Annotated in this window: 18 protein-coding genes; 5 read left to right on the forward strand and 13 right to left on the reverse strand. The window is 68.2% G+C overall.

The window, feature by feature from the left end; all coding sequences use genetic code 11:
• Positions 1–29: 29 nt before the first annotated feature.
• The 10 genes from recN to ACCD06_RS12410 all read right to left on the reverse strand — a co-directional run bounded on the left by recN (position 30) and on the right by ACCD06_RS12410 (position 13,912).
• Positions 30–1,721, reverse strand: coding sequence for a DNA repair protein RecN (gene recN, locus ACCD06_RS12365; RefSeq protein WP_109073873.1), 1,692 nt, complete (start codon positions 1,719–1,721; stop codon positions 30–32).
• Between the two features lie 8 nt (positions 1,722–1,729).
• Entirely contained in the window at positions 1,730–2,545 is an 816-nt protein-coding gene (locus ACCD06_RS12370; RefSeq protein WP_109073874.1) for an outer membrane protein assembly factor BamD, read from the reverse strand.
• A gap of 127 nt (positions 2,546–2,672) precedes the next feature.
• Positions 2,673–3,407 carry a protein phosphatase CheZ gene (locus ACCD06_RS12375; protein WP_109073875.1) on the reverse strand — a complete coding sequence of 245 codons (735 nt, stop codon included), beginning with the start codon at positions 3,405–3,407 and terminating at the stop codon, positions 2,673–2,675.
• Positions 3,408–3,608: 201 nt separating this feature from the next.
• The gene (locus tag ACCD06_RS12380) at positions 3,609–4,721 is read right to left on the reverse strand and encodes a protein phosphatase CheZ (protein ID WP_413340956.1); all 1,113 of its coding nucleotides are present in this window, start codon (positions 4,719–4,721) and stop codon (positions 3,609–3,611) included.
• 114 nt (positions 4,722–4,835) lie between these two features.
• A complete protein-coding gene (locus ACCD06_RS12385; protein WP_012974572.1) occupies positions 4,836–5,201 on the reverse strand; it encodes a chemotaxis response regulator CheY in 366 nt (121 codons plus the stop codon).
• A 245-nt stretch (positions 5,202–5,446) separates the two neighbouring features.
• Positions 5,447–7,510, reverse strand: a complete 2,064-nt coding sequence (locus ACCD06_RS12390; RefSeq protein ID WP_413340959.1) for an aminopeptidase P family protein — start codon at positions 7,508–7,510, stop codon at positions 5,447–5,449.
• A 123-nt stretch (positions 7,511–7,633) separates the two neighbouring features.
• A complete protein-coding gene (locus ACCD06_RS12395) occupies positions 7,634–8,104 on the reverse strand; it encodes a TerB family tellurite resistance protein (RefSeq protein WP_413340961.1) in 471 nt (156 codons plus the stop codon).
• A gap of 80 nt (positions 8,105–8,184) precedes the next feature.
• On the reverse strand, positions 8,185–9,075 hold the full coding sequence (locus ACCD06_RS12400; RefSeq protein ID WP_109073879.1) for a 50S ribosomal protein L11 methyltransferase: 891 nt from the start codon (positions 9,073–9,075) through the stop codon (positions 8,185–8,187).
• Between the two features lie 113 nt (positions 9,076–9,188).
• The gene (locus tag ACCD06_RS12405) at positions 9,189–10,385 is read right to left on the reverse strand and encodes a hypothetical protein (protein WP_413340963.1); all 1,197 of its coding nucleotides are present in this window, start codon (positions 10,383–10,385) and stop codon (positions 9,189–9,191) included.
• Positions 10,386–10,486: 101 nt separating this feature from the next.
• Positions 10,487–13,912, reverse strand: coding sequence for a UvrD-helicase domain-containing protein (locus tag ACCD06_RS12410; RefSeq protein WP_413340965.1), 3,426 nt, complete (start codon positions 13,910–13,912; stop codon positions 10,487–10,489).
• A gap of 580 nt (positions 13,913–14,492) precedes the next feature.
• On the opposite strand from ACCD06_RS12410, the gene ACCD06_RS12415 reads away from it, so the two are divergent.
• Positions 14,493–15,173, forward strand: a complete 681-nt coding sequence (locus tag ACCD06_RS12415) for a LuxR C-terminal-related transcriptional regulator (RefSeq protein ID WP_109073881.1) — start codon at positions 14,493–14,495, stop codon at positions 15,171–15,173.
• Between the two features lie 300 nt (positions 15,174–15,473).
• A complete protein-coding gene (locus tag ACCD06_RS12420; RefSeq protein WP_109074072.1) occupies positions 15,474–16,145 on the forward strand; it encodes a LuxR C-terminal-related transcriptional regulator in 672 nt (223 codons plus the stop codon).
• Between the two features lie 71 nt (positions 16,146–16,216).
• Here ACCD06_RS12420 and ACCD06_RS12425 read toward each other — a convergent pair whose 3' ends face one another.
• The gene (locus tag ACCD06_RS12425; RefSeq protein ID WP_413340967.1) at positions 16,217–16,930 is read right to left on the reverse strand and encodes an alpha/beta fold hydrolase; all 714 of its coding nucleotides are present in this window, start codon (positions 16,928–16,930) and stop codon (positions 16,217–16,219) included.
• A 240-nt stretch (positions 16,931–17,170) separates the two neighbouring features.
• Complete coding sequence (locus ACCD06_RS12430; RefSeq protein WP_413340969.1) at positions 17,171–17,719, reverse strand: hypothetical protein; 549 nt, start codon at positions 17,717–17,719, stop codon at positions 17,171–17,173.
• 284 nt (positions 17,720–18,003) lie between these two features.
• On the opposite strand from ACCD06_RS12430, the gene ACCD06_RS12435 reads away from it, so the two are divergent.
• Complete coding sequence (locus tag ACCD06_RS12435) at positions 18,004–18,441, forward strand: YccF domain-containing protein (RefSeq protein WP_109073884.1); 438 nt, start codon at positions 18,004–18,006, stop codon at positions 18,439–18,441.
• A gap of 28 nt (positions 18,442–18,469) precedes the next feature.
• Here the strand turns inward: ACCD06_RS12435 and ACCD06_RS12440 are convergent, their stop codons facing one another.
• Positions 18,470–19,684 carry a DUF3095 family protein gene (locus ACCD06_RS12440; protein ID WP_413340972.1) on the reverse strand — a complete coding sequence of 405 codons (1,215 nt, stop codon included), beginning with the start codon at positions 19,682–19,684 and terminating at the stop codon, positions 18,470–18,472.
• Between the two features lie 247 nt (positions 19,685–19,931).
• On the opposite strand from ACCD06_RS12440, the gene ACCD06_RS12445 reads away from it, so the two are divergent.
• Positions 19,932–20,297, forward strand: a complete 366-nt coding sequence (locus ACCD06_RS12445) for a hypothetical protein (protein ID WP_109154207.1) — start codon at positions 19,932–19,934, stop codon at positions 20,295–20,297.
• Positions 20,298–20,357: 60 nt separating this feature from the next.
• On the forward strand, positions 20,358–22,271 hold the full coding sequence (gene mutL / locus ACCD06_RS12450) for a DNA mismatch repair endonuclease MutL (protein WP_109074073.1): 1,914 nt from the start codon (positions 20,358–20,360) through the stop codon (positions 22,269–22,271).
• Positions 22,272–22,288: the final 17 nt, after the last annotated feature.

Raw genomic sequence — 22,288 nt, forward strand, 5'->3', positions numbered from 1 at the left:
GCTCCTTTTCAGAGCATCCGCTCTGGGCGTCAGCCGCGGCCGGCGATCAGGCTGTCGGCGGCCGCGCGGGCCTCTGCCGTGACGGTGGCGCCGGACAGCATGCGGGCGATCTCCTCGCGCCGCTCGTCGCCGTCCAGTTCGGCGACGCCGGTGGTGACCTGCTCGCCCTTCTGCGACTTCTGCACCTTCAGGTGAACGGCGCCGCGCGCCGCGACCTGCGGGCTGTGGGTGACGACCAGCACCTGCAGGCCATGGCCCAGCGTTTCCAGACGCTCGCCCACCGCCGCGGCGACGGCGCCGCCGATGCCGGTATCGACCTCGTCGAACACCAGCGTGCCGACGGTGGAGGTCTGGGCCAGCACCACCTTCAGCGCCAGCATGAAGCGCGCCAGTTCGCCGCCCGACGCGATCTTGTTCAAGGCACCCGGCGGGGACCCGGGGTTGGTGGCGACCTGGAAGGCGACGCGGTCGATGCCGGCCGCATTCCATTCCGACTCGTCGAGCGGCTCGACCAGCGTGCGGAACTTGGCCTTTTCCATCTTCAGCGGCGCCAGTTCGCCGGCGACCGCAACATCCAGACGGCCGGCGGCCTCGCGACGGGCGGCGCCCAGCGCCTCGGCGGCCTTGTGGAAGGCGGCGCGGGCCTGTTCGGCCTCCTTCGCCAGCTTGGCAAGCAGGTCGCCCTGATCCTCGATCAGCAGCAGGCGTCCGGCCATCTCCTCGCGCAGAGCGGCCAGCGCATCGACATCGACGCCATGCTTGCGGGCGGCGGCGCGCAGCGCAAACAGCCGCTCCTCCAGCTTCTCCAGCGCCCGCGGGTCCATGTCGACACTGCTGGAGGCGGCCTGCAGCGCGGCGATGGCCTCCCCCGCCTCGGTGGCAGCGCGGTCGAGGGCGGCGATCACCGGGTCCAGCGTGCCGCCGGCCTTGTCGGCGATGCGGGACAGGGTGCGGATGGCCGAGGACAGCGCGCGTTCGACACCGCGGTCGCCCGACAGTTCCGCATAGGCGGCGTTCATGCCGTCGACCAGCTTCTCGCGATGCATCAGCACCGCGCGGGTCTCCGACAGTTCCTCCTCCTCGCCGGCCTTGGGGGCGAGCGCATCCAGCTCGGCCACGGCGTGGCGGAGATATTCCTCTTCGGAGCGGGCGCGGGCGATGTCGGCGGCGGCGGAATGGCGCGCATCCTCGACCTGACGCCAAGCCCGATGCGCGGCGGCGACCTGCGCCGCTTGCGCGGACAGCCCGGCATAGGCGTCGAGCACGCCGCGGTGGGTCTGCGGGTTCAGCAGGCCGTGGGTGTCGAACTGCCCATGCACCTCGACCAGCTCGGCGCCCAGCGTCTTCAGCAGGCCAACGCCGACCGGCTGGTCGTTCACCCAGGCGCGGCTGCGCCCATCGGTGTTGACGGTGCGGCGGATTACCAGTGTTTGGTAACCGGCCGCGCCGTCGCCCGAATCGGCGTCCAGCCCCTGTTCCTTCAGGATGGCGAAGGCCGGGTGGTCGCCGGACAGCTCGAACTCCGCGGTGACGGAGGCCTGATCGGCACCATGGCGCACCAGCCCGGAATCCGCACGCGCGCCAAGGGCCAGCCCCAGCGCGTCGAGCAGGATGGACTTGCCGGCACCGGTCTCGCCGGTGAGGGCGCACAGGCCCTTGCGGAAGGACAGGCTCAGCCGCTCGATCAGGACGACGTCCCGGATCGTCAGCGACACGAGCATGGAGCGTCCTAGAACAGGGAGTTCCAGGCTCGATTGAGCCACGACTTCTCGTTTCGCTCGGGACGCAGATTGGCGTCCACCAGCAGTGCGTAGCTGTCCGTGTACCATTCGCTGCCGGGGAAGTTGTGGCCGAGCACGGCCGCGGCGGCCTTCGCCTCGTCGGTCACGCCCAGCGCCAGATAGCACTCCACCAGGCGGTGCAGCGCCTCAGGCACATGGGACGTGGTCTGGTAATTTTCAACGACGGCGCGGAACCGGTTGATCGCGGCGGTATACTGATGCTGACGCAGGTAGAAGCGCCCGACCTCCATCTCCTTGCCGGCGAGGTGGTCGTTGGTCAGGTCGATCTTCAGCTTCGCGTCGCGGGCGTATTTGCTTTCGGGGAAGCGGCGAACCACTTCCTGCAGGGCGTCGAGCGCCTGACGCGTCATCTTCTGATCGCGGCGCACGTCGGTGATCTGCTCGTAATAGCACAGCGCCCGCATGTAATAGGCGTAGTCGACATCCGGGCTGCCCGGATGAAGCTGGATGAAGCGGTCGAGCGCCAGGATGGCGTCGTCGTACTTCAGGTCCTGATAGTGGGCATAGGCGGCAAGAAGCTGCGCCTTGCTGGCCGAATCCGAATAGGGATGCTGGCGCTCCACCTCGTCGTAGAGCTTCGCGGCCTTCTTGAAGGCGTCCTCGCGCATCGCCGCGTCGGCTTCCGACAGAAGCTGGTCGGCCGGGCGTTCGACATACGCGTCCTCCTTGGTGGAGGAACAGGCGGACAGGGCGGCGGACAGGAGGATGGCCGTCAGCGGCAGGCGGTACGGGCGAGGAAGCATCGTCGTCTTGGGCGCTTTCGAAGTTGCCCCTGTATAGCACGCCGGGGTGAGGGCGCCGCAAGCGGTAACGCGGGGGCGGGCGATATGCCCCTCCCCGCCCCTGGCGGAAAATCTGCGGATAAGCGCCTTAGCCGAACAGCGCGTCGATGTCGGCCTGGCTGATGTTGCCGCTTTCGGGCGTGGCTTCGGCCGGACCGTGCAGGTCCAGATCCTCGTCCTTCTTGGTGACGGACGGCGGCAGCGGCATCGCCTCGAACTCGCGCTTGTTCCACAGGCCCATCATCGCGTCGACGCGCTCTTCGATGAAGGACATGGCGCGGACGACCTTGGTGATGCGCTGGCCGGTCAGATCCTGGAAGTTACAGGCTTCGTAGATGCGGACGATGACGTCGACCATGTCGTTGACGCGGTCGTTGTGATAGCCCTCCGGCAGGGACGACTTCAGTTCCGACACCACCTCTTCCAGCTCTTCGGCGCAGGCCATGATGGTGTTGGTCGCGGCCTCCGTCGCGGCGACGACGGCGCTCAGCTCCTGGCTGGCCTGCTGGAACTTGTCGTCGCCGGCCAGCGGGTGGCGGATGGCCGCCATTTCCACCTTGGTCGCCTTGATGCGGCCGGAGATGTCGGCGATCTCCACCTGAATTTGGTCGATCTGCGCCGCGTCCATCGTCAGGAAGCGGTCCAGCTTGGCGCCGAGATCGCCGATGGCGCGCAGCACTTCGGTGTTGTCGGCCTGGACAACCGGAGCCGGCACAGGAAGGGTCGGGGCCGCTGCGCCGTCCTCGATCAGGGACTGGAAGGGATGCCCGGATTTGCGGGCTTTCTGAAGCTCGGCCATGAAGGGCTTGGTCATCTGCTTCATTCTCGGTCCCGCCTCTCGGAAACGGCCGCCAGTGGCCTGTATGTGGTGGATGTCTGGTCGCGTGCGTCGGTTCTGCGTTTGGATCGGCTGACCGCACGCCATCCAGCCATCGGCGGGCGGAGGCGGTCAATCGGGAGAGAGCCTGAATGCCCGGGTCGGAATGCCCTTATCTGAATGCCTGCGCCGGAGTCGGACCGCCCCCTATCCGAACAGGGCGTCGATGGCCGCCTGATCCAGCGGTGCCGGCGGCTCTGCCGCGGCGGGCGGCGGAGGCGGGGCGGCGGGCTTGGGAGCGGCCTTGGCCTTCGGTGCGGCGCCCGGCGGCTTCGGCACCGGCTTCTTTGCCGGAGCGGGTGCGGGCGTGTCGAACATGCTGTCGATGTCCGACTGGCTCGCCACCACCGGAGCCGCGGCGGGTGCGGGCGAATCGAACAGGCTGTCGATATCCGCCTGGCTCGACTGGACCGGAGCCGCAGCGGGCGCCGGCGCAGGAACGGGAGCCGGACTGTCGAACATGCTGTCGATGTCGGCCTGGCTCGACTGGACCGGGGCGGGCGGCGGCGGAGGCGACGGGGCCGCGACCGGTGCCGGCGCCGGTGCCGGGCTGTCGAACATGCTGTCCACGTCGGCCTGGCTGACGCCATGGCCATCCAACTGCGGGCCGTTCAGCAGATGGGCGTCGGGACGGCTGTCCGTCTGCTCTTCCTTGACGATGATGCCGGCCAGCCCATCCTCGCCCCAGATGCTGATCATGGCCATGACGCGCTGCTCGATGTAGCGGAGCGCGTTGACGACCTTGCTGGTGCGCTGGCCGGTCAGATCCTGGAAGGAGCAGGCGGTGAAGATGTCGTTCACCTGGGTGTCGATCTCGCCGCACATCGCGGGATCGGCACCGCTGGACCGCAGTTTGCCCGCCAGATCCATCAGTCGTTCCGCGGCGTTCAGGATCTCGAAGGACGCGCGTTCGGTCGAGATGACGATGGCGTCCAGCTCGTTGGTGGCGGACAGGATCTTGTCGCCCGACCCGTCCGGGGGCCGCAGCGCCGCCACTTCCCGCCTCGCCTGCTCGATCGAGGCGGCCATTTCCATCAGCTCGCGGCGCAGGACGCCGACATGCTTGCCGGCCTCCACCGCCTCGTTCTGGCGATTCCAGGAGTCGCGGAACTCCTGGAGCATGGCGCGCACTTCCTCCGTCGCGGCCCCAAGGGACCGCCGGTGGAGCCGCCGCAGGAACGCCCTGCCCTTCGCCGATCGGGCGATGGCGTCCTCGATCTGCTCGAACTCCTCATCGGACAGCTGCGGAAGCTGCTCCAAACCGGTCCACTCCCCAAACTGGATTCGCCAGCCGCCCTATGGACCGGGCACCGAACGGCAGATGCCGTCGTCCGCCCGGACCGAACAGTCAGTCGCGATCACGAAAACCGAGGATCAGCCGCCGATGACGGCCTGGATCTTCTGCTTCAGCGTGTCGGCGTTGAAGGGCTTGACGATATAGTTGTTCACGCCGGCCTGCTTGGCGGCGATCACGTTCTCGGTCTTGCTCTCGGCGGTGACCATGATGAAGGGCGTCGCCGCCAGCTTCGCGTCCGCGCGGATTTCCTTCAGCAGCTGCAGACCGGTCATCGGCTCCATGTTCCAGTCGGAGATGATGAGGCCGAACTTGCTCTCACGCAGCTTCGCCAGCGCCGACACGCCGTCGCCGGCCTCGTCGATGTCGGTGTAGCCGATCTGGGTCAACAGGTTCCGCACGATGCGCCGCATGGTGGCGTAATCATCGACGACGAGGATCTTCATCTAGACGTCTCCGCAATAATCCGTTGCCGGTGTCTGACCGGCCGTTACGCCCACCCGGCGCGGGGGCTGCGCCGTAATCCGGGAAGTGATGCCGACTGTAGTGCCCTAACTGCCGCCAAAAGTCATCCCCTTGGGTCACACTGCAGCAGGCTGGTAAAGAACGTGTTACCACGGACGGCAACATCCTGCGGAATCAGGGCCGCCCCCAGCAATGGGCCATGATTTGATACAGCCGTCCGCTCCCGTTACAGGGGGGCGGTCGCCTGCTCCAGCCAGCGGCGGGCCGCCTCGTCCAGCAGCGGCGACAGCGACTCGCGCACCCGCGCATGATAGGCGTCGACCCAGGCGGCCTCCGCGTCGTTCAGCAGCGCCCGCTCGATCACCGACCGGTCGATCGGCACCAGGGTCAGCGGCTCGAACTCCAGAAGCGGACGCTCGGCCCCAGCCAATTCGCCTGCCAGTTCGCCTTCCGGCTCCACCGGCCGGACGACGATCAGGTTCTCGATGCGGATGCCATAGGCGCCGGTCTTGTAATAGCCGGGCTCGTTGGACAGGATCATGCCCGGCTGCAGGGCGACGGTGTTGCCGACCTTCGACACCCGCTGCGGCCCCTCATGCACCGACAGGAAGCTGCCGACGCCGTGGCCGGTGCCATGGTCGTAGTCCAGCCCTGCCTGCCATAGCGGCAGACGCGCCAGCACGTCCAACTGCGAGCCCGTCGTGCCCTGCGGGAAGCGGACGGTGGACAGCGCGATGTGGCCCTTCAGCACGCGGGTGAAGCGGTCGCGCATCTCCGCCGCCAGCGCCGGGTCCAACTCGCCGACCGCCAGCGTGCGGGTCACGTCGGTGGTGCCGTCCAGATACTGCGCACCGCTGTCCAGCAGGAATAGGCTCCCCGGCTCCAGCCGGCGGTCAGTCTCCGGCGTGACGCGGTAATGGACGATGGCGCCGTTGGGACCGGCCCCGGCGATGGTGTCGAAGCTGACGCCGCGGAAGCGCTCATTCTCCCGGCGGCAGGCCAGCAGGCGCTCCACCACCGCCAACTCGGTCAGCATGCCCTTCGGCGCCTCTTCCGAGAACCAGTGCAGGAAGCGGACGAGCGCGGCGCCGTCACGGACATGGGCGGCGCGGGTGCCGGCCAGCTCCGCCGCGTTCTTGCAGGCCTTGGGCAGGGCGCAGGGATCGCCGTCCCGCTCCACCTTCGCACCGGCCAGATGCAGCCGGTCGACGATCCAGGCGGATGTGCAACTCGGGTCGGCCAGCACGCGGGCGGAGCCGCGGGCGACGGCGTCGAGCGCCGGGCCGAACTCCTCCACCGGCCGCACCCGCACCTGATTGCCGAGGTGGGTGCGGGTCTGCGGCGCCAGCTTGCGCGGATCGAGGAACAGCTCCACCGACGCATCGGCGGACAGGATGGCGAAGGACAGCGGCAGCGGCGTGCAGGGCACGTCGGCACCACGGATGTTCAACAGCCAGGCGATGCTGTCCGGCTGGGTCAGCACGGCGGCGGCGATGCCCTTCTGCCCCAACTCGTCGGCCAGGCGCGCCCGCTTGTCGGCGGAGCTTTCGCCGGCGAAGGCATCGTCCTGCGGCACCACGGGGGTCAGCGGAGCCGGCGGCTGGCCCTGCCACACCGAATCGAGCGGATTGTCCTCGCAGGCCACCAGCAGGATGCCGGCGCGTTCCAGCGCGGCGCGGGTCTTTTCCACCCAGCCGATGGTGTGCAGCCAGGGATCGAAGCCGAAGCGTCCGCCGTCCGGCAGCGCGGCGACGATCCAGTCGGTCAGCGGATCCTCGACCAGATGCTTGTACTCGTACAGATCGCCCGGCACCTCGCTGCGGACCTGGAGGGTGTAGCGGCCATCGACGAAGATCGCCGCGCGGTCGGCGGCGACCACCGCGTTGCCGGCCGATCCGGTAAAGCCGGTCAGCCAGCCCAGCCGCTGGGCGCGCGGCGGCACATACTCGCCCTGATGTTCGTCACCGCGCGGGATGATGAAGCCGTCGAGATCGCGGCGCTTCAGCGCGGCGCGCAAAGCGGCCAGACGCTGGGCCGGGCCGGGCTTGTCCGCCGGCGCCTCGGCAGCCATCAGGGTTTTCAGCGCCTGGAGCTGTTCGGTCAGGGCCGGCGGGAGGTTCTCGCCCACCAGCACCGTCCAGGCGGCGGGTTCCTCCCCCTCCGGCGCCGCCAGCACGCCGGCGAGCAGCGCACGGACATCGGCGGGAGACCGGCCGGTCACGGCCTCGGTCAACAGGGTCGCAAGGGCGTCGTCGCCACGATAGGCAGCGGAGGGAATCGCGCTGGGCACGGAACCTGTTCCTCGGAAGAGTGAATCCTGTCGCCACAGGCTAGGCACCCCGCAGGCACTGCGCAAGCGGCGGGGCGGCGGCTATGCCGGTTGGGAGGGGGGGCACAGGCCGCCGCACTCCCTTCAAACCGGCAACCCCGCATCGTCCGGCAGTCCCAGCCGCGCCAGAACGCGCTTGCGGGCCTCGCCGCGCTCCACGTCGGAGATGTGCAGCAACCCGCCGATCCGCCGCAGCAGGCTCGACTCCAGGTCGTTCAGCACACCGTCGGCGTAGGCGACTTCCCACAGCATCTCGATGATCCAGATGCGCTGGCCGGGCGGGCAGCGGTCCATGATGATGCTGATATAGCGATGGTAGGGCGATACGTCCTCGGTGTCGAAGACGGCGGCGGACAGCAGGTCCTGCGCCTCTTCCTCGCTCAGATTGAAGTGGCGGCGGGCGACCGACATGATGCGGTCGCGCTCGGCTTCGGAGATGGTGTCGTCGGTACGCGCGGCCTCGACCATCAGGGCGGCGGCGGCGGCCTGCAGGGCGTCCTCGCCCGGCTCGACGCCGTCGTCGCCTGCGAACAAGGACCGGATGCGGTTCAGCATGGTGGCTCCCCAGAAACGTGTCGGAACATCGTCCCTAGGGGAAGTCGCATCACGGCCCTTTGGTTTCAACGGCCCCTGGATTAACGCTTGACCACAAGAGTGGTCCATTCCCCGACCGGGATGCGAGCGACCAGACGCAGACCTTGGTTGCGGTGGGCCTGGATGACGTGGCGTTCCTGCCGGTTCAACAGGCCGGCCAGCACGGCATAACCACCCTTCTTCAGGTGGCGGCGCAGCTGCGGCGCCATGCGCGACAGCGGGCGGGCCAGGATGTTGGCGGTGATAAGCGTGTAGGGCTTGTGCCGCCCGACGATCGGGGTGTGATAACCGTCGCCGCCCTGGGCGCGGATCATGTGCTTCTGCCCGTTCAGCGCCGCGTTGATGAGGGTGACGCGCACGGCCTCCGGATCGATGTCGACGGCGGTGACCGGGACGCGCCAGCGCTTGGCCACCGCCAGCGCCAGGATGCCGGAGCCGCAGCCCATGTCGAGCGCGCCGCGCCGGCCGCCGCGCGGCAGCTTCAAATGGCGGGACAGCCGGTCGAGCGCCTGCAGGCAGCCGTTGGTCGAGCCATGCTCCCCCGTGCCGAAGGCGGTGGCGGCGTCGACCAGCAGAGGAATGCTGCCGGCCGGCACGATGCCCTCATGGTGGGAGCCGTGGACGAAGAAGCGCCCGGCGCGAATCGGCGGGAAGCCCTGGTAGCTGTGCGACACCCAGTCGATCGGCGGCAGGTTCTCGACCGCCAGCTTCGGCTCCTCGATGCCCAGCGCCTTGGCCAGCACGGCGACGCGGGATTGCAGCCGCGCCTCGTCCGGGGCGCCGTACAGAGTCGCCTCCACCAGCCAGTTGCCGCCCTCCTCCAGTTCGAAGGTCGACACCGCATCGGCATGGTCCCCCACCGCCTCGGCGAAGGCCGGCGCATGGGCTTCGGGAACGACCAGCGCGATGCGCCAGAGCGGAGTTTGCGACATGACAGGGGCTTTCCGACGACGACGCGAGAACAGAAGCGGCGTTTTTAGCATCAAGCCGGAAAGAGACCAAGGTTTCAGGTAATCGGGAGAATCCTTAATCGTTCGACCGCCCGTTACCGCCCCGACAACCGATCGGCGATGTCATGCATGCCCTGGGCGCGCAGGACCGACTGGCGGTGGCGCAGCAGCCGGCGCTCCAGCGCCTTCTCCATCGCCGCCCCGCCGAGCAGCGCACCGTCCGCCCCCTTCATCCGGTCGGCAAGGTCGTGGGTCAGCATCCCATCCGCCTTGGCGTCGCGACGGTCGAGCGGCTGGTCGCCGGCGATGCTCTGGCGCAGGCGCTCCAGCAGGACGGTCCGGCTCTGCGGCGCACGGCCCTGCAGGGCAAGGCGGCAGACCCGGCGCAACGAGCCGGCCATCGGCGCCAGCGCCGGATCGGGATCGCGGTCGAACAGCCCGTCGGCCAGCACGCAAAGCCCGGCATGCAGGCTGGGCTGCGCGCCGAGCAGCTCCTTCACCGTGTCGGCGGACCCCATGATGTCGGCGACCACCCCGTCCAGCAGGCCGAGATGGCGCGGTTCGGCATCCTCGCCCATCATCGCCAGCAGCAGGTCCAGCTTCCCCGCCAGCGGTCCGCCGGCCTCCAGATGCTGGCACAGCAGGATCAGGAACAGCGCATCGTGGCCGGCCGGTTCCACCGCTTCCTCGATGCGGCGGCTGGTGCCGGGCAGGTCGGCGGTATCGAAACGCGGCAGCCGGCGCCGTTCGGCCAGCGCATCGCGGGCGGCGCCGATGACCACCTCCACCAACTGGCGCAGTTCGCGGGCGCGGGCGGTGTGGGAAACGCCGTGAATGTCGGCATGATGACGGGCGACGGCGTGGATGGCGGCGCCCAGCAGCGCCCCCTGCTCCTCGAACCGGCGGAACAGCGGCCAGGAATGCAGCAGTTCGGTCGGGGTGATGCGCTGGGCGTCCAGATAGGGGCGCAGCAGCCGGCCGATCACCACCCGGCTCTCGAAGCCGCGCAGATCGTCGGGCGTGCGGCAGAGCGGCGCCCCCTCCGCCGTACCGCCCAGGGTCAGGCCCTTGCGCGGGGCCTGCGGGACGGTCTTGTGCAGGATCACGGTTTCCAGCGACAGGCCGGCGATGGTGCGGAACTTCACCACCTTCGCCTCCTCCACCCCGGAAGCGGCCAGCTGCGAGCGGGCGGCCGACATCGCCGACTCCTGGTCGGTATAGGCCCCCTCGATGCGCCAGCGGCCCTCGCGGCGGCTCTGCACCTCGTAACTGACGCTGCCCGTTCCGAACACGGCGGATGGCCTCCGGCTCTGTTGCACCGCTGCAATCTTGAGCCGCACCGGCAGCCGCGGCTGTGACGGCCGTCACACTGCGGCAACCCGTCCAGTACGGATCAGCCCGCCTTCTCGACGGGCACGACGAAGCTGTCCATCACCTTCTTGCTGCCGGAATGATCGAAGTCGATCTCCAGCTTGTCCTCCGACACGGCGACGACGGTGCCGTAGCCGAATTTCTGGTGGAAGACCCGCGCCCCCTTGGCGAAGGGCGCATCGGGCCGCGCGCGCGCCGCCACCGCATAGGCACCCTGGTCCAGCGTGATGGTCTTCGGCGCCGGCGCCTGCCGGGTGGAGCCGCGGAACTGGAATCCACCGGCCCCGCCATACCCCCCTGCCCCGCCGCCGAAACCGCCGCCGAAACTTCCACGGCCGCCGCTGCCGGCGAACAGGCCGTTGGCGGCCTCGGCCTCCACATTGTCCTGCGGGATTTCCTCGACGAAGCGCGACGGCACGGCGCTGACCCAGTTGCCGTAGAGCCGGCGGTTGGCGGCATGGCTGACATAGGCGCGGCGACGGGCGCGGGTCAGGCCGACATAAGCCAGCCGCCGTTCCTCCTCCAGCCCGGCGATGCCGGTCTCGTCCAGCGCGCGCTGGTTGGGGAACACGCCCTCCTCCCAGCCCGGCAGGAAGACATGGTCGAACTCCAGCCCCTTGGCGCCGTGCAGGGTCATCACCGTCACCTGCTCGATCCCGGCGGCCTCGGCATTCTCCATCACCAGCGCCACATGCTCCAGGAAGCCCGGCAGGTTCTCGAACTCCGCCATGGCGGTGATGAGTTCCTTCAGGTTCTCCAGCCGTCCGGGCGCCTCGGGCGTCTTGTCCTCCTGCCACATGCGGGTGTAGCCGGATTCGTCCAGGATGGTGCGGGCAAGCTCGGTGTGCGGAACCGTCGCCATCAGCGTCCGCCAGCGGAAGAAGTCCTGCAGCAACCCGCGCAGGGTGGCGCGCAGCTTCGGCTTCAGCTCGTCCGTCTCGGTCAGCGCCCAGCCGGCCTCGGTCAGCGGGATGCCCTGCGCCCGCGCCGCGGTGTAGAGGCACTGCATCGCCGCCGGGCCGACGCCGCGCTTGGGCAGGTTGACGATGCGTTCGAAGGCGAGGTCGTCGTCGCCGGAATTGACCACGCGGAAATAGGCCAGCGCGTCGCGGATTTCCTGCCGCTCGTAGAAGCGCGGGCCGCCCAGCACCTTGTAAGGCAGGCCGAGCGTGATGAAGCGTTCTTCGAACTCGCGGGTCTGGAAGCCGGCGCGGACCAGCACGGCGATCTGCGCCAGGGAGGTGCCCTTGCGCTGGAGCGTCTCGATCTCCTCGCCGACCCAGCGCGCCTCCTCCTCGCCGTCCCACACCGCCTTGACCTTGACCGGTTCACCGCCGTCGGCCTCGGTCCACAGCGTCTTGCCCAGCCGCCCCTGGTTGTTGGCGATCAAGCCGGAGGCTGCGGCCAGGATATGGCCTGTGGAGCGGTAGTTCTGTTCAAGCTTGATGATGGTGGCGCCGGGGAAGTCGGTCTCGAAACGCAGGATGTTGCCGATCTCGGCACCGCGCCAGGCGTAGATGGAATTATGGGTGAAGATGCCATCGGCGGAAAAATTATGCGTCGACTCGATATCCAGATCGTGAACCGTGCCTTCGTAGAATTCCCGCTCCACCGAAGCGACGATGTCGTAACTGCCATCCTCAGCGAACATCGCCATGCCCGGAAGGACCGAAGCGGCAGGCGTGAACGGAAGGGAGTTCGCCTCCGTCACGTCGCCCAAATTGGTCCCCAGCCGCGCCACGCGGATCAGGTTCGCCGAACCGAAAGCGTTGCGGACCCGCTCCGCCTCGCCCATCAACTGGTCATAATCCTTGTTCGCAGTTTCCACGCGCCAGCTGTCGGATCCGGCTTTGGCAGCCCGTACGCTGAAGCCAAGCTCCTTCAGCGCGGAACTTCCCGGCTCGTCGTTGCCGACGATGGAAATGCGGTGCATCGGAGTGGGGCCGCGCCGGTCACCGCACAGCGTCACCACGACGTTTCGCCGGCTGGCATTGCGTGAGCGAGGGCGGTGATGCGGATGGTCCGCCGGCAGACCCCGGTCGGCCAGAAGACGTGCGGCGCTCTCGTCGGTGTTGAAGGCCGTGAAGACCTTCGACAGATAGGCGGCATCCTGAACCAGCCCATTCTCCGACCTGCCCTTGCGCGGCACAAACGGGAGGGTTGGAATCTGATAGCGCAGGGACGTGATGTATTCGTCGGCCCGCGCGTCGTTTTCGCTGGCGTGGGTTCCGACGATCCAAAGCGCGTCGGCCCGTTCCTGCAGCAGGCGCTGCATGAACCCGACCATCGGCTTGACTTGCCCCGCGGTATAGACCTGCGACGTGCCGAGCCGCCAGCCGATCCCTTCCTTGTGCATCAGGTAGGTGAAGTAGGTCTGGGGCGTCAGCCCGAGGCGATAGCCGGCGAAGTGGACATGCTCCGGCGTACTGACGATGCGGCGGCCGGCGCTGGTCCGGATGACCACGACCTCGCCACGATACTGTTTGACATGGGTCCGCGCGACGATGGCCGGCCGCAGGTCGCCGCTTCCATAGTTGGACAGGATGGCGTCGCCGGCCTGGATTTCTTCGATGGCCCGCCGGCTACCATCGGCCATGGTCACCGGCGTGCCGGCGATCAGGCACTGATCCTCGTCCCCGACGCAGCAGATGTTCTTGTGCGCCTGGGAGAGTATCCGCAGCCACAGATACTGTGCGACGTTCGTATCTTGGTACTCATCCACCAGAACATATTTGAACTTGCGGTGGTATTCCGCCAGCACGTCCGGATTGTTCTGGAAGATCGTGATGTTGTGCAGCAGCAGGTCGCCGAAGTCGCAGGCGTTCAGGGTGCGCAGGCGCTCCTGATAGGCGCGGTAGATCGCCACCACCCTGCCGCCGGCCACATCGCCGCCGTCGGCGTCGCCGAGACGGTCGGGGGTCAGGCCGCGGTCCTTCCAGCGCTCGATGGCGCCCAACACCTGACGGGGCGGCCACTTCTTGGAATCGATGTTCGCGGCTTCCAGCAACTGCTTGATCAGGCGGACCTGATCGTCGGTGTCGAGGATGGTGAAGTTCGACTTCAGCCCGACCAGTTCGGCATGACGGCGCAGGATGCGGGCGGCCAGCGCGTGGAAGGTGCCGAGCCACCAGCCCTCCGGCTCGATCCCCACCAGATGGGCGACACGCTCGCGCATCTCGCGGGCGGCCTTGTTGGTGAAGGTCACCGCCAGGATCTGGAAGGCGGCGGCGCGCCGCGTCATCAGCAGATGGGCCAGCCGCGTGGTCAGCACCCGCGTCTTGCCGGTGCCGGCACCCGCCAGCACCAGGACCGGACCGTCCAGAGCCTCCACCGCCGCCCGCTGGGTCGGGTTCAGCCCGTCCAGATAGGCGAAGCGCTGCGCAGCAGCGGGAACGGCTGCGGCAGGAGCGGCGTGGCTCAGCGGATCATCATCAAAAGCGTCTGACATGGCGTCCCGGTCCGGGGATGAACGAAATTCCGCTCAAGCATGCGAATGCTGTCTTGCGGTCAGAACGTATACAGCACAGAGCCGGCCGGCACGACCCCCCGTGAGAAGCCCCTCACCCCTTCGGGAACCGCGTGCCTCGGCGCCCACGCTTATGCCGAACGGCGAGCTGTTGAGATGTAGGACTCCAACCAACGGGCGATGACATAGTCCTGATCCACCGGATCCATTCGCTATGACAGTCCATCGCCGCTGTAGTTCAGTGTCCCGACGAAGTCACAGGGGTCAGGTTAACGATTTCCCCTTTTCTGTCACAGACAGTTATTCCACCTGACCAATGCGAGCTGATTTATGTCCGCATCTTGTCTTATGCAGGCTTACGGCATATGCCCATTGCTCGACGCGAAATTTACCTAAGCGAAATTTTGCGCGGCGCAAATCGGGGGTATCTATGGATCACAACGAGGCACCCCCGAACCCTGAGGGTGAGTGGGCCGGACGCAGGAGCGGAAGGTCGGGGATGCCTCCGAAGCGCCAATCGGCGCCACATCGATCCGAACGGAACAAAAGGCGGGCTGAGACCATGGATCCCATCAACGTTTTCCTCATCGACGCCAACAAGCTTTTCCGTGAAGGCATGAAGCGCCTGTTCGAAGGCACGCCCTTCAACGTCGTCGGCGAGGCCGGCAGCCTGCGCGAGGGCCTGTCGGCGCTCGGCACCGGCACCAATCCCGACCTGATCCTGATCGACCTGCCGAGCGGCGCCGACGAGGAAGTCGATGCGATGCGCACGCTGCGTGAGAACCACCCGTCGATCAAGGTCGTCATCCTGACCAATGATCTGGAAACCCGCCGGCTGTCGGCGGCCTTGAGCGCCGGCGCCGGCGGCTATCTGCTGAAGGACATCGCCTGCGAGGCGCTGATGCAGTCGCTGAAGCTGGTGATGATGGGCGAGAAGGTGTTCCCGACCCATCTGGCCGAGCTGCTGGTCAATGGCCGCACCGAGGACATGGGCGCCGAGTTGCCGACCCGCCGCAAGGGGCTGTCGCAGCGCGAGGTTCAGATCCTGCGCTGCCTGCTGAACGGCAACAGCAACAAGATGATCGCCAACCACCTGAACATCACGGAAGCCACCGTGAAGGTTCACCTGAAGAGCCTACTGCGCAAGATCAACGCCTCCAACCGCACCCAGGCCGCCATCTGGGCGTTGAACAACGGCATCGGTGACCAGACTGCCGAGGCCGGCGTCGCCGCCACCGTCTGATCCATTCGACCGCTCTGCCAAAAGGTCTCGCCCGCCTTCCGTCCTGGCCGCCCGCCCCATCCATCCGGGGCAGGCGGTCGGCGGAGCGGAGCGTTGCCTTTTGCAGTGCTTTTCCGTCTCCGGAGCACTGAATTTGAGGTGCGACCCTGCCCCTCGGCCAGGAAAGTGCGACGGGCATAGAGGAAGCGGTCTAAGACCAAAAGCGAACTACAGCGTCAGAACGGGCGTTCCTATGTGAACGTCCGGGCCGATGACGCCATCCCGGTGTCGGATCGCCGCAACCTTCTGGAAATGCCCGCGATGAACGTGCTGATCGCCGACGATCACCTGCTGTTCCGAGACGGTCTGCGCCGGCTGCTGGCGCAATTCGACGCCGACATGACGTTTTTCGAAGCCAGCACCTATGACGAGGTGCGGGCGCTGTGCGATGGCACCAGACCCTTCGACCTGATCCTGCTCGATCTCGGGATGCCGGGCTGGACCGGCTTCTCGGCGCTGGGCGACATCCATGCCAGCCTGCCGAAGGCGCTTCTGGTGGTGGTGTCGGGATCGGAGAAGCGCTCCGACCTGCTGGCGGCCCTCGAGAACGGCGCCGCCGGCTATATCCCGAAATCCTCCAGCGCCAAGGTTCTGCTGGGTGCGCTGCAGTTGGTGCTTGCCGGCGGCATCTATCTTCCCGAACAGGCGATCCGCGGCGGCGATCGTGTCGAGCAGATGCATGGCGGCCACGGCGGGAGCGGCTCCGGCGACACGATGGACGAGTCCACGGCGCTGGGGAACGGCAACGGCGACCAGCTGACGCCACGCCAGCGCGACGTTCTGGCCCGCCTGCGCGACGGCAAATCCAACAAGCAGATCGCCCATGAGCTGGGGCTGACGGAAGGCACGGTGAAGGTCCACGTCACCGCGATCCTGCGGCATCTCGGCGTCCGCAACCGCACCCAGGCCGCTCTTACCGCCCAGAGTTTGTGACGCCAGGGTTTGTGATCGGGAGGACCTGCACCGCGCAGGTCCGCTACCGCCTCTTTTCTCCTACCGCCCTCTTACCGTTGGGCGCGCTCCACTGCGGAGACCAGCGCCAGCAGCGCGCCGCGCAGTTCGGCCGCATGGGTCCGCGGGCGGACGGCGGTGGCGTCGGGCACCGCGACGACCGTCAAGGTCCGGCAGCCGGTCAGCCCGTCCTCCAGCCGCGCGAAGAGGCCGGCCGGGTCGCTGCCCTGCATCAGGGTCACCGGCACCCGCACCGCCGGCAATTCGGAAACAAGCTCTCCCAGATCGCCGGACAGCACCGCCGGCAGCGCCCAACCGAAACGGGTGGCCAGCGCATTCCAACGGCGTCGCATCGGCGATTCGGCCCCGACATCGTCGACGATCATCACGCCACCGACCCGCTCCGGGTAATCGAGCGCCGCGGCGATTGCGAGCGGCGCCGTCACCGCCCCCGCCACCAGCACCGGCCGGCGCCCGCCACGCTCAACCAGCAGGGGAGACAGGATCGCCGCCCCGGCCGACGCCGGCACGGTCAGCCATTCCTGGCCCTTCGGCACATGGTCCAACAGGCGCCACCACGCCCCCTTGCCGGGATGAAGGAAGATCACCCGCCGTCCGGATGGATCGCCGGCACGGTCGGCCGTGCGGTCGCCCACCCCCTTCAAGGCCCCGTCCACGGTCCCATCCACGGCCAAGCCGGTCACCGGAAAGCGGGCGGCATCTGCCCGTCCGGCGCGGACGGTGGAAGGCTGGGTGTGAAAGAACACGGTCGCGGTCCCCGGTGCTGGCGTTCCGCGATGGGACTGCCCCATCGCCGAAGCCAACCCTAACGAAGCGGAACCCAAATCGTCCCGTACGATAAATCGGGCAGAAACCTTAACACGGCCCGAAAAGCCGCCCTGCCCGCAAAAGGTTTCAGCCGCCGCCGAAACACGACAAAAGCAAAGCAAATTCCAAGACTTGCCGACATGTCCGGACCACAGGCCGCCGGCCGGCAAGGCGATCGGTCAATGCAGGGTCACCTCCTCCCCCTCGCCATCCGGTGCCACCGCCAGCGGGCGGCGCAGCTCGCCGGACAGGCTGCGCCATTCCGGCGCTCCACCCAACTGTTGCAGCAACTGTGCGGTGAAGGCGAAGACCGCATGTTCCAGAGGCCCGTTGTCCTCGGCATGTGCATTCACGGTCAGGCAGGATTCCGCGGCGCTTTCGAAGATGGCGGCCGCGGCGCTGGCACCCGGTCCGGGGTCCGGCAATGGGATGGCCTGTGGCTTCTCCCCGCTGACACGCAGACGCGACAGGTTGTCGGCCAGCAGGCGGGTGCGGATGGCGTTGTCGACCGCGGCGGCCATGGTGTAGCCGGCCTCCTCCTCGACGGTGGCGCGCAGGATGCGCAGGCCGGCGATCAGCCCGCGGACCACATCGCCGTTGCCGCCGCGCTTGGCCGCCGCCGCGACGGCGGTGCCGAGGATGGCAGCGACCACCGGCGAGAGCGATTCGCCGTCGCCCGGGACGTTCGGCGCATCGGCGCCGGAGTCGGTGTTCAAAGCCTCGTTCATGCGGCCTCCGATCCGTGTGAACCGGAAACGGGCGGCCCGCCGGCGATGCTGCCGACGAAGGACCCGTCCGGATGCGTCGTCATGATGCCTGTACCGGATCTGTGGACCGAACGGATACGGTTCAAGGCATGGATGGCATACACCACCCCCTCTTTCGCGCCGCCGGACGGGGTGCTCCATCTTTGGAGTGTCCAAAGTCCGAAAGGCCACGGTTCGAAAGGCCCGCCTCTAGGCGCGCGGTGCGACCGTCCCCACATCTGCGGCGAAAGGGAGGGTTTCGTGTCATGTCTCTGCTCAGTCTTCTCCTCAACCTGCTGTGGCTGGTCACGGGCGGCATCTGGATGGCGCTGGGCTGGCTGTTGGCCGCGGTTCTGATGGCTCTGTCCATCGTCGGCCTGCCCTGGGCCCGGTCCGCCCTGACCATCGCCCATTACACCCTGCTCCCCTTTGGGCAAACCGCCGTACGCCGGGATGAGTTCCGCGGGCGCGAAGACATGGGCACAGGCGCCTTGGGCTTCGTCGGCAATGTCGTTTGGTTCGTGCTGGCCGGCTGGTGGCTGGCGCTTGGCCATCTGATCTCGGCGGTCGGTCTTGCCATCACCATCATTGGCCTGCCCTTCGCCTGGGCGCATCTGAAGCTTGCGCTGCTGGCTCTCTGGCCGATCGGAACCGAGATCGTGCCGTCGGACGATACCGGCCGGCGCGTGGCCGGACGGTTCTGATCTCGGTCCTGCGGCACTTTCCGCCAATTCAGTTCGGGGCGGCGGTTTCCATCCCCTTCGCCGCCCCGCCTTCCTGCCCAGCCTTTTCCCGCGCCTTCATCGCCTTCAGCATGACCGAGGCGCGCCAGAAACCCAGCCCGGCGCCGTCGACGAAATGCACATGGCGGTCGGCCGTCACATCGCCGACCAGACAGGTGACGGTGGTGGCATCGGCCCGTGCGGTGCCGTAGCGGATCGAGCCGGCCTGGGCCGCCTGGGCCAGCAGCCTTTCGATCGCGTCCGCCTCCCCCTCCGTCACGTCCAGCACCAGCCGCGGCCCGCCGGCCGATTTGCGGAAATCGGTACGCTCCGCCATGTGGCGGCGGTAGCGCTGCGGATCGAAGCCGCCAAGCGTCAGCCCCAGTTTCAGCAGCAGGACCAGCAGCCCCGACCCGGCCAGAGCCTTGCCCACCCGCCGGATGCGCGTGCCCAAACCGGCGCCGTCCCGACCGCCGCGCGCCTCCATCAGCAGGGCGCGCCAGTCCGGCGGCCAGCGCGCCTCCAGCCGCTCCCCCACCCCCAGCGGAGCGGCGCCGGCGGTGGGCACGATCGCCTCGATGGCGCGCTGGACGCGGGCCAGTTCCAGCAGCCCGGCCGCACCGGAATCGACCGCATCGACGATGACGCACAGCACGGTTCCGCGCCTCGGCGGCACCGGGTTCCAGCGGCAGGACACCGACTCCAGCCCGGGCAGCGGCCCTTTCCGCGGCGGCAGGCGCCAGCGCGCATCCTCCTTCACCCAGGCGTCGGCGGCCACCACCCCGGCGCCCAGGAACAGCCCGAAACTGTTGCCATTGCCGACATCGTGCAGGGCGGCCATCACCTCAAGCCCGTGGTCGAGCAGCGCCCGCACCGGCACCAGCCCGACGCGCAACGGCACGTCCATCACCTCCGCCGACCAGTGGGCAAGCGCCGAGAGCGCAGCCCGTGCCGCGTCCTCCCGCCCCGGCGGCACCGCGGCGATGGCGCCGTCGCCACCGAACTGGCAGGCCACCTGCTCCTGCCCGACCCGTACAGCGTCGGACAGCACCGCGACCACCCCGGCGGCGACGAAATTCACGTCACGGTGACGGCCCTGCCCGGCCAGTTGCGTGCTGCCGGTGACGTCGGCCACCGCCAGCGACCATCCGCCGTCCAGCGCCGCATAGCGGCGTGGGTCCGAGGCCTCGGCGGCGAAATCGCGGATCACCGGCAACAGCGGCATGGCGGACCCTCCCCAACGGGCAGCGGCAAGGCGAGGGTCGACCGTAGCACGCCCCCGGCCATGACGGCAGGGTGGTGGAACCCTGAAAGTCGAGCGACATCACCGTCGAAGCGGATCCTGAATACGGAAATTTCCATGCCGTAACCGATGCTTACGTCATTAACCGTTGTTAAAGGATATGGCGCCGAAACTGTCGGAATATGTCGGCACGGTTTCAGGTCTTCGAAACGAGGGGACGTCGCTCTTCATGTCTTGGCTGTCGAGATTTTCCGGAGGCAACAAGGAACCGGGTGGCACGAAGGCCGCCGCGGAACCGCGCAAGGAGCGCCCGTCCTCCCTGCCCAAGATCGTGATCGACCACCACGAATATGTGCCGGAGGAGTTCGTCCTCGGTTCCTTCCGCATCCGTCCCTATGACGGCGACCTGATCGCCAAGCAGAAGTTCGACTTCCGCCTGCAGTTCGACATCGGCGGCGATCCGGTCGACGTGTCCTGCATGGGTATCGTGGTGAAGCTGACCGCAGAGGCCGGCCTCGTCGCCCGCTACCAGTCGCCGCAGCCCTTCTACGAACGCAAGCTGGTCGACTACATGAAGGCCTTGAAGGGCCTGTAAGCGCGCAAACATGGCCGAAGATGGTGGTGCCGCGCGCCGGCTGCCACTATATCTATGGGCATGCCGATCCGACTGCTTCCCGAAACACTGGTCAACCGCATCGCCGCCGGTGAGGTGGTCGAGCGTCCCGCCGCAGCCGTCAAGGAGCTGGTGGAGAACGCCATCGATGCCGGCGCCACCCGCATCGACGTTGTGGCGCGCGACGGCGGCAAATCGCTGATCGCCGTCACCGACGACGGCTGCGGCATGACCGCGGACGAGCTGGTGCTGGCGGTCGAACGCCATGCCACCTCCAAGCTGCCGGGCGACGATCTTCTCGACATCCGCTCGCTCGGCTTCCGGGGGGAGGCGCTGCCCTCCATCGGCGCCGTCAGCTGCCTGACCATCACCAGCCGCGCCCGCGGCGCCGACAGCGCCTGGAGCCTGACGGTGGATGCCGGCGCCAAGGGATCGCCGCAGCCGGCGGCGCTGGCCCAGGGCACACGGATCGAGGTGCGCGACCTGTTCGCCGCCGTGCCGGCCCGGCTGAAATTCCTGAAGGCGTCGCGCACCGAATACGACCACATCGCCGATTGCCTGGAGCGGCTGGCGATGGCCCATCCCGGCGTCGCCTTCACCCTCAGCGACGGCGGGCGCGGCGGCCTGCGGCTGAGCGCGGCGCAGGGCGAATTGCTGGACGCCCGGCTGACCCGGCTGGGCGCCCTGATGGGCCGCGATTTCCAGGAGAACGCCGTGCCGGTGATGGCGCAGCGCGAGGGCGTGTCGCTGGCCGGCTGGATTGGCCTGCCCACCCTGCACCGCCCGACCGCCAAGCACCAGCACCTGTTCGTCAACGGCCGCCCGGTGCGCGACAAGCTGATGGTCGGTGCCGTGCGCGCCGCCTATGCCGATTTCCTGCCGCGCGACCGCCACCCGATGCTGGCGCTGTTCCTCGACATCGACCCGCAGGAGGTCGACGTGAACGTCCACCCGGCCAAGGCCGAAGTGCGCTTCCGCGACCAGGGTCTGGTGCGCGGCCTGATCGTCGGATCGCTGAAACACGCGCTGGCCGAGGCCGGCCACCGCGCCTCCACCACCGTCGGCCTCGCCACGCTGGGCGCCCTTCGGCCAGAACAGTCCGGCGAGAGCGACAGCGGCTTCACCCCCTCCCCCCTCCCCTACGGACGTTCCGGCGGCGGGTCGGGTGGGAGTTGGGGTGGCTCCTATACGCCGACCGCCGTGCCGCGCGGTCTGGCGGAGCGCTCCGCCGCCTTCCAGGCACCGACCCAGACTGGCCTGCCGCCCTTGCAAGGCCGTCTCAGCGGCTTCGGCAACGGCTTCGCCCCTGGCGCCCGCCCGCCGGAATACCGCACCCCCGACCCGTCGGCGCAGAAGCCCGAGCCGCCGCCCGACAGCCACCCGCTGGGCGCGGCACGGGCGCAGGTCCACACCACCTACATCGTGGCCCAGACCCGCGAGGGCATCGTCATCGTCGACCAGCACGCCGCCCATGAACGGCTGGTCTATGAACGGATGAAGGCCGCCCTGCTTGACGGTGGAGTGAAGCGTCAGGCCCTGCTGATCCCCGAACTGATCGAGCTGGACGAACCCTCCGCCAACCGCCTGCTGGCTCGCAGCGCCGAACTGGCCGAGCTTGGTCTGGTGATCGAGGGCTTCGGCCACGGCTGCGTCATGGTGCGCGAAGTGCCGGCCCTGCTCGGCCAGTCCGACGTGAAGAACCTGATCCGCGACCTTGCCGAAGAACTGTCCGAACTGGGCGACGCCCTGTCGCTGAAGGAGCGCCTGGAGGAGGTCTGCGCGACGATGGCCTGCCACGGCAGCGTCCGCGCCGGCCGCACGCTGAGCGTCGACGAGATGAACGCCCTGCTGCGGCAGATGGAAGCGACGCCGCACAGCGGACAGTGCAACCACGGGCGGCCGACATATGTGGAGCTGAAGTTGGCGGATATTGAGAGGCTGTTTGGGCGGAGGTAGGGGTTGCTCCCACCACG

It is taken from the genome of Azospirillum sp. CT11-132, assembly GCF_047302835.1.
GTDB lineage: Bacteria > Pseudomonadota > Alphaproteobacteria > Azospirillales > Azospirillaceae > Azospirillum.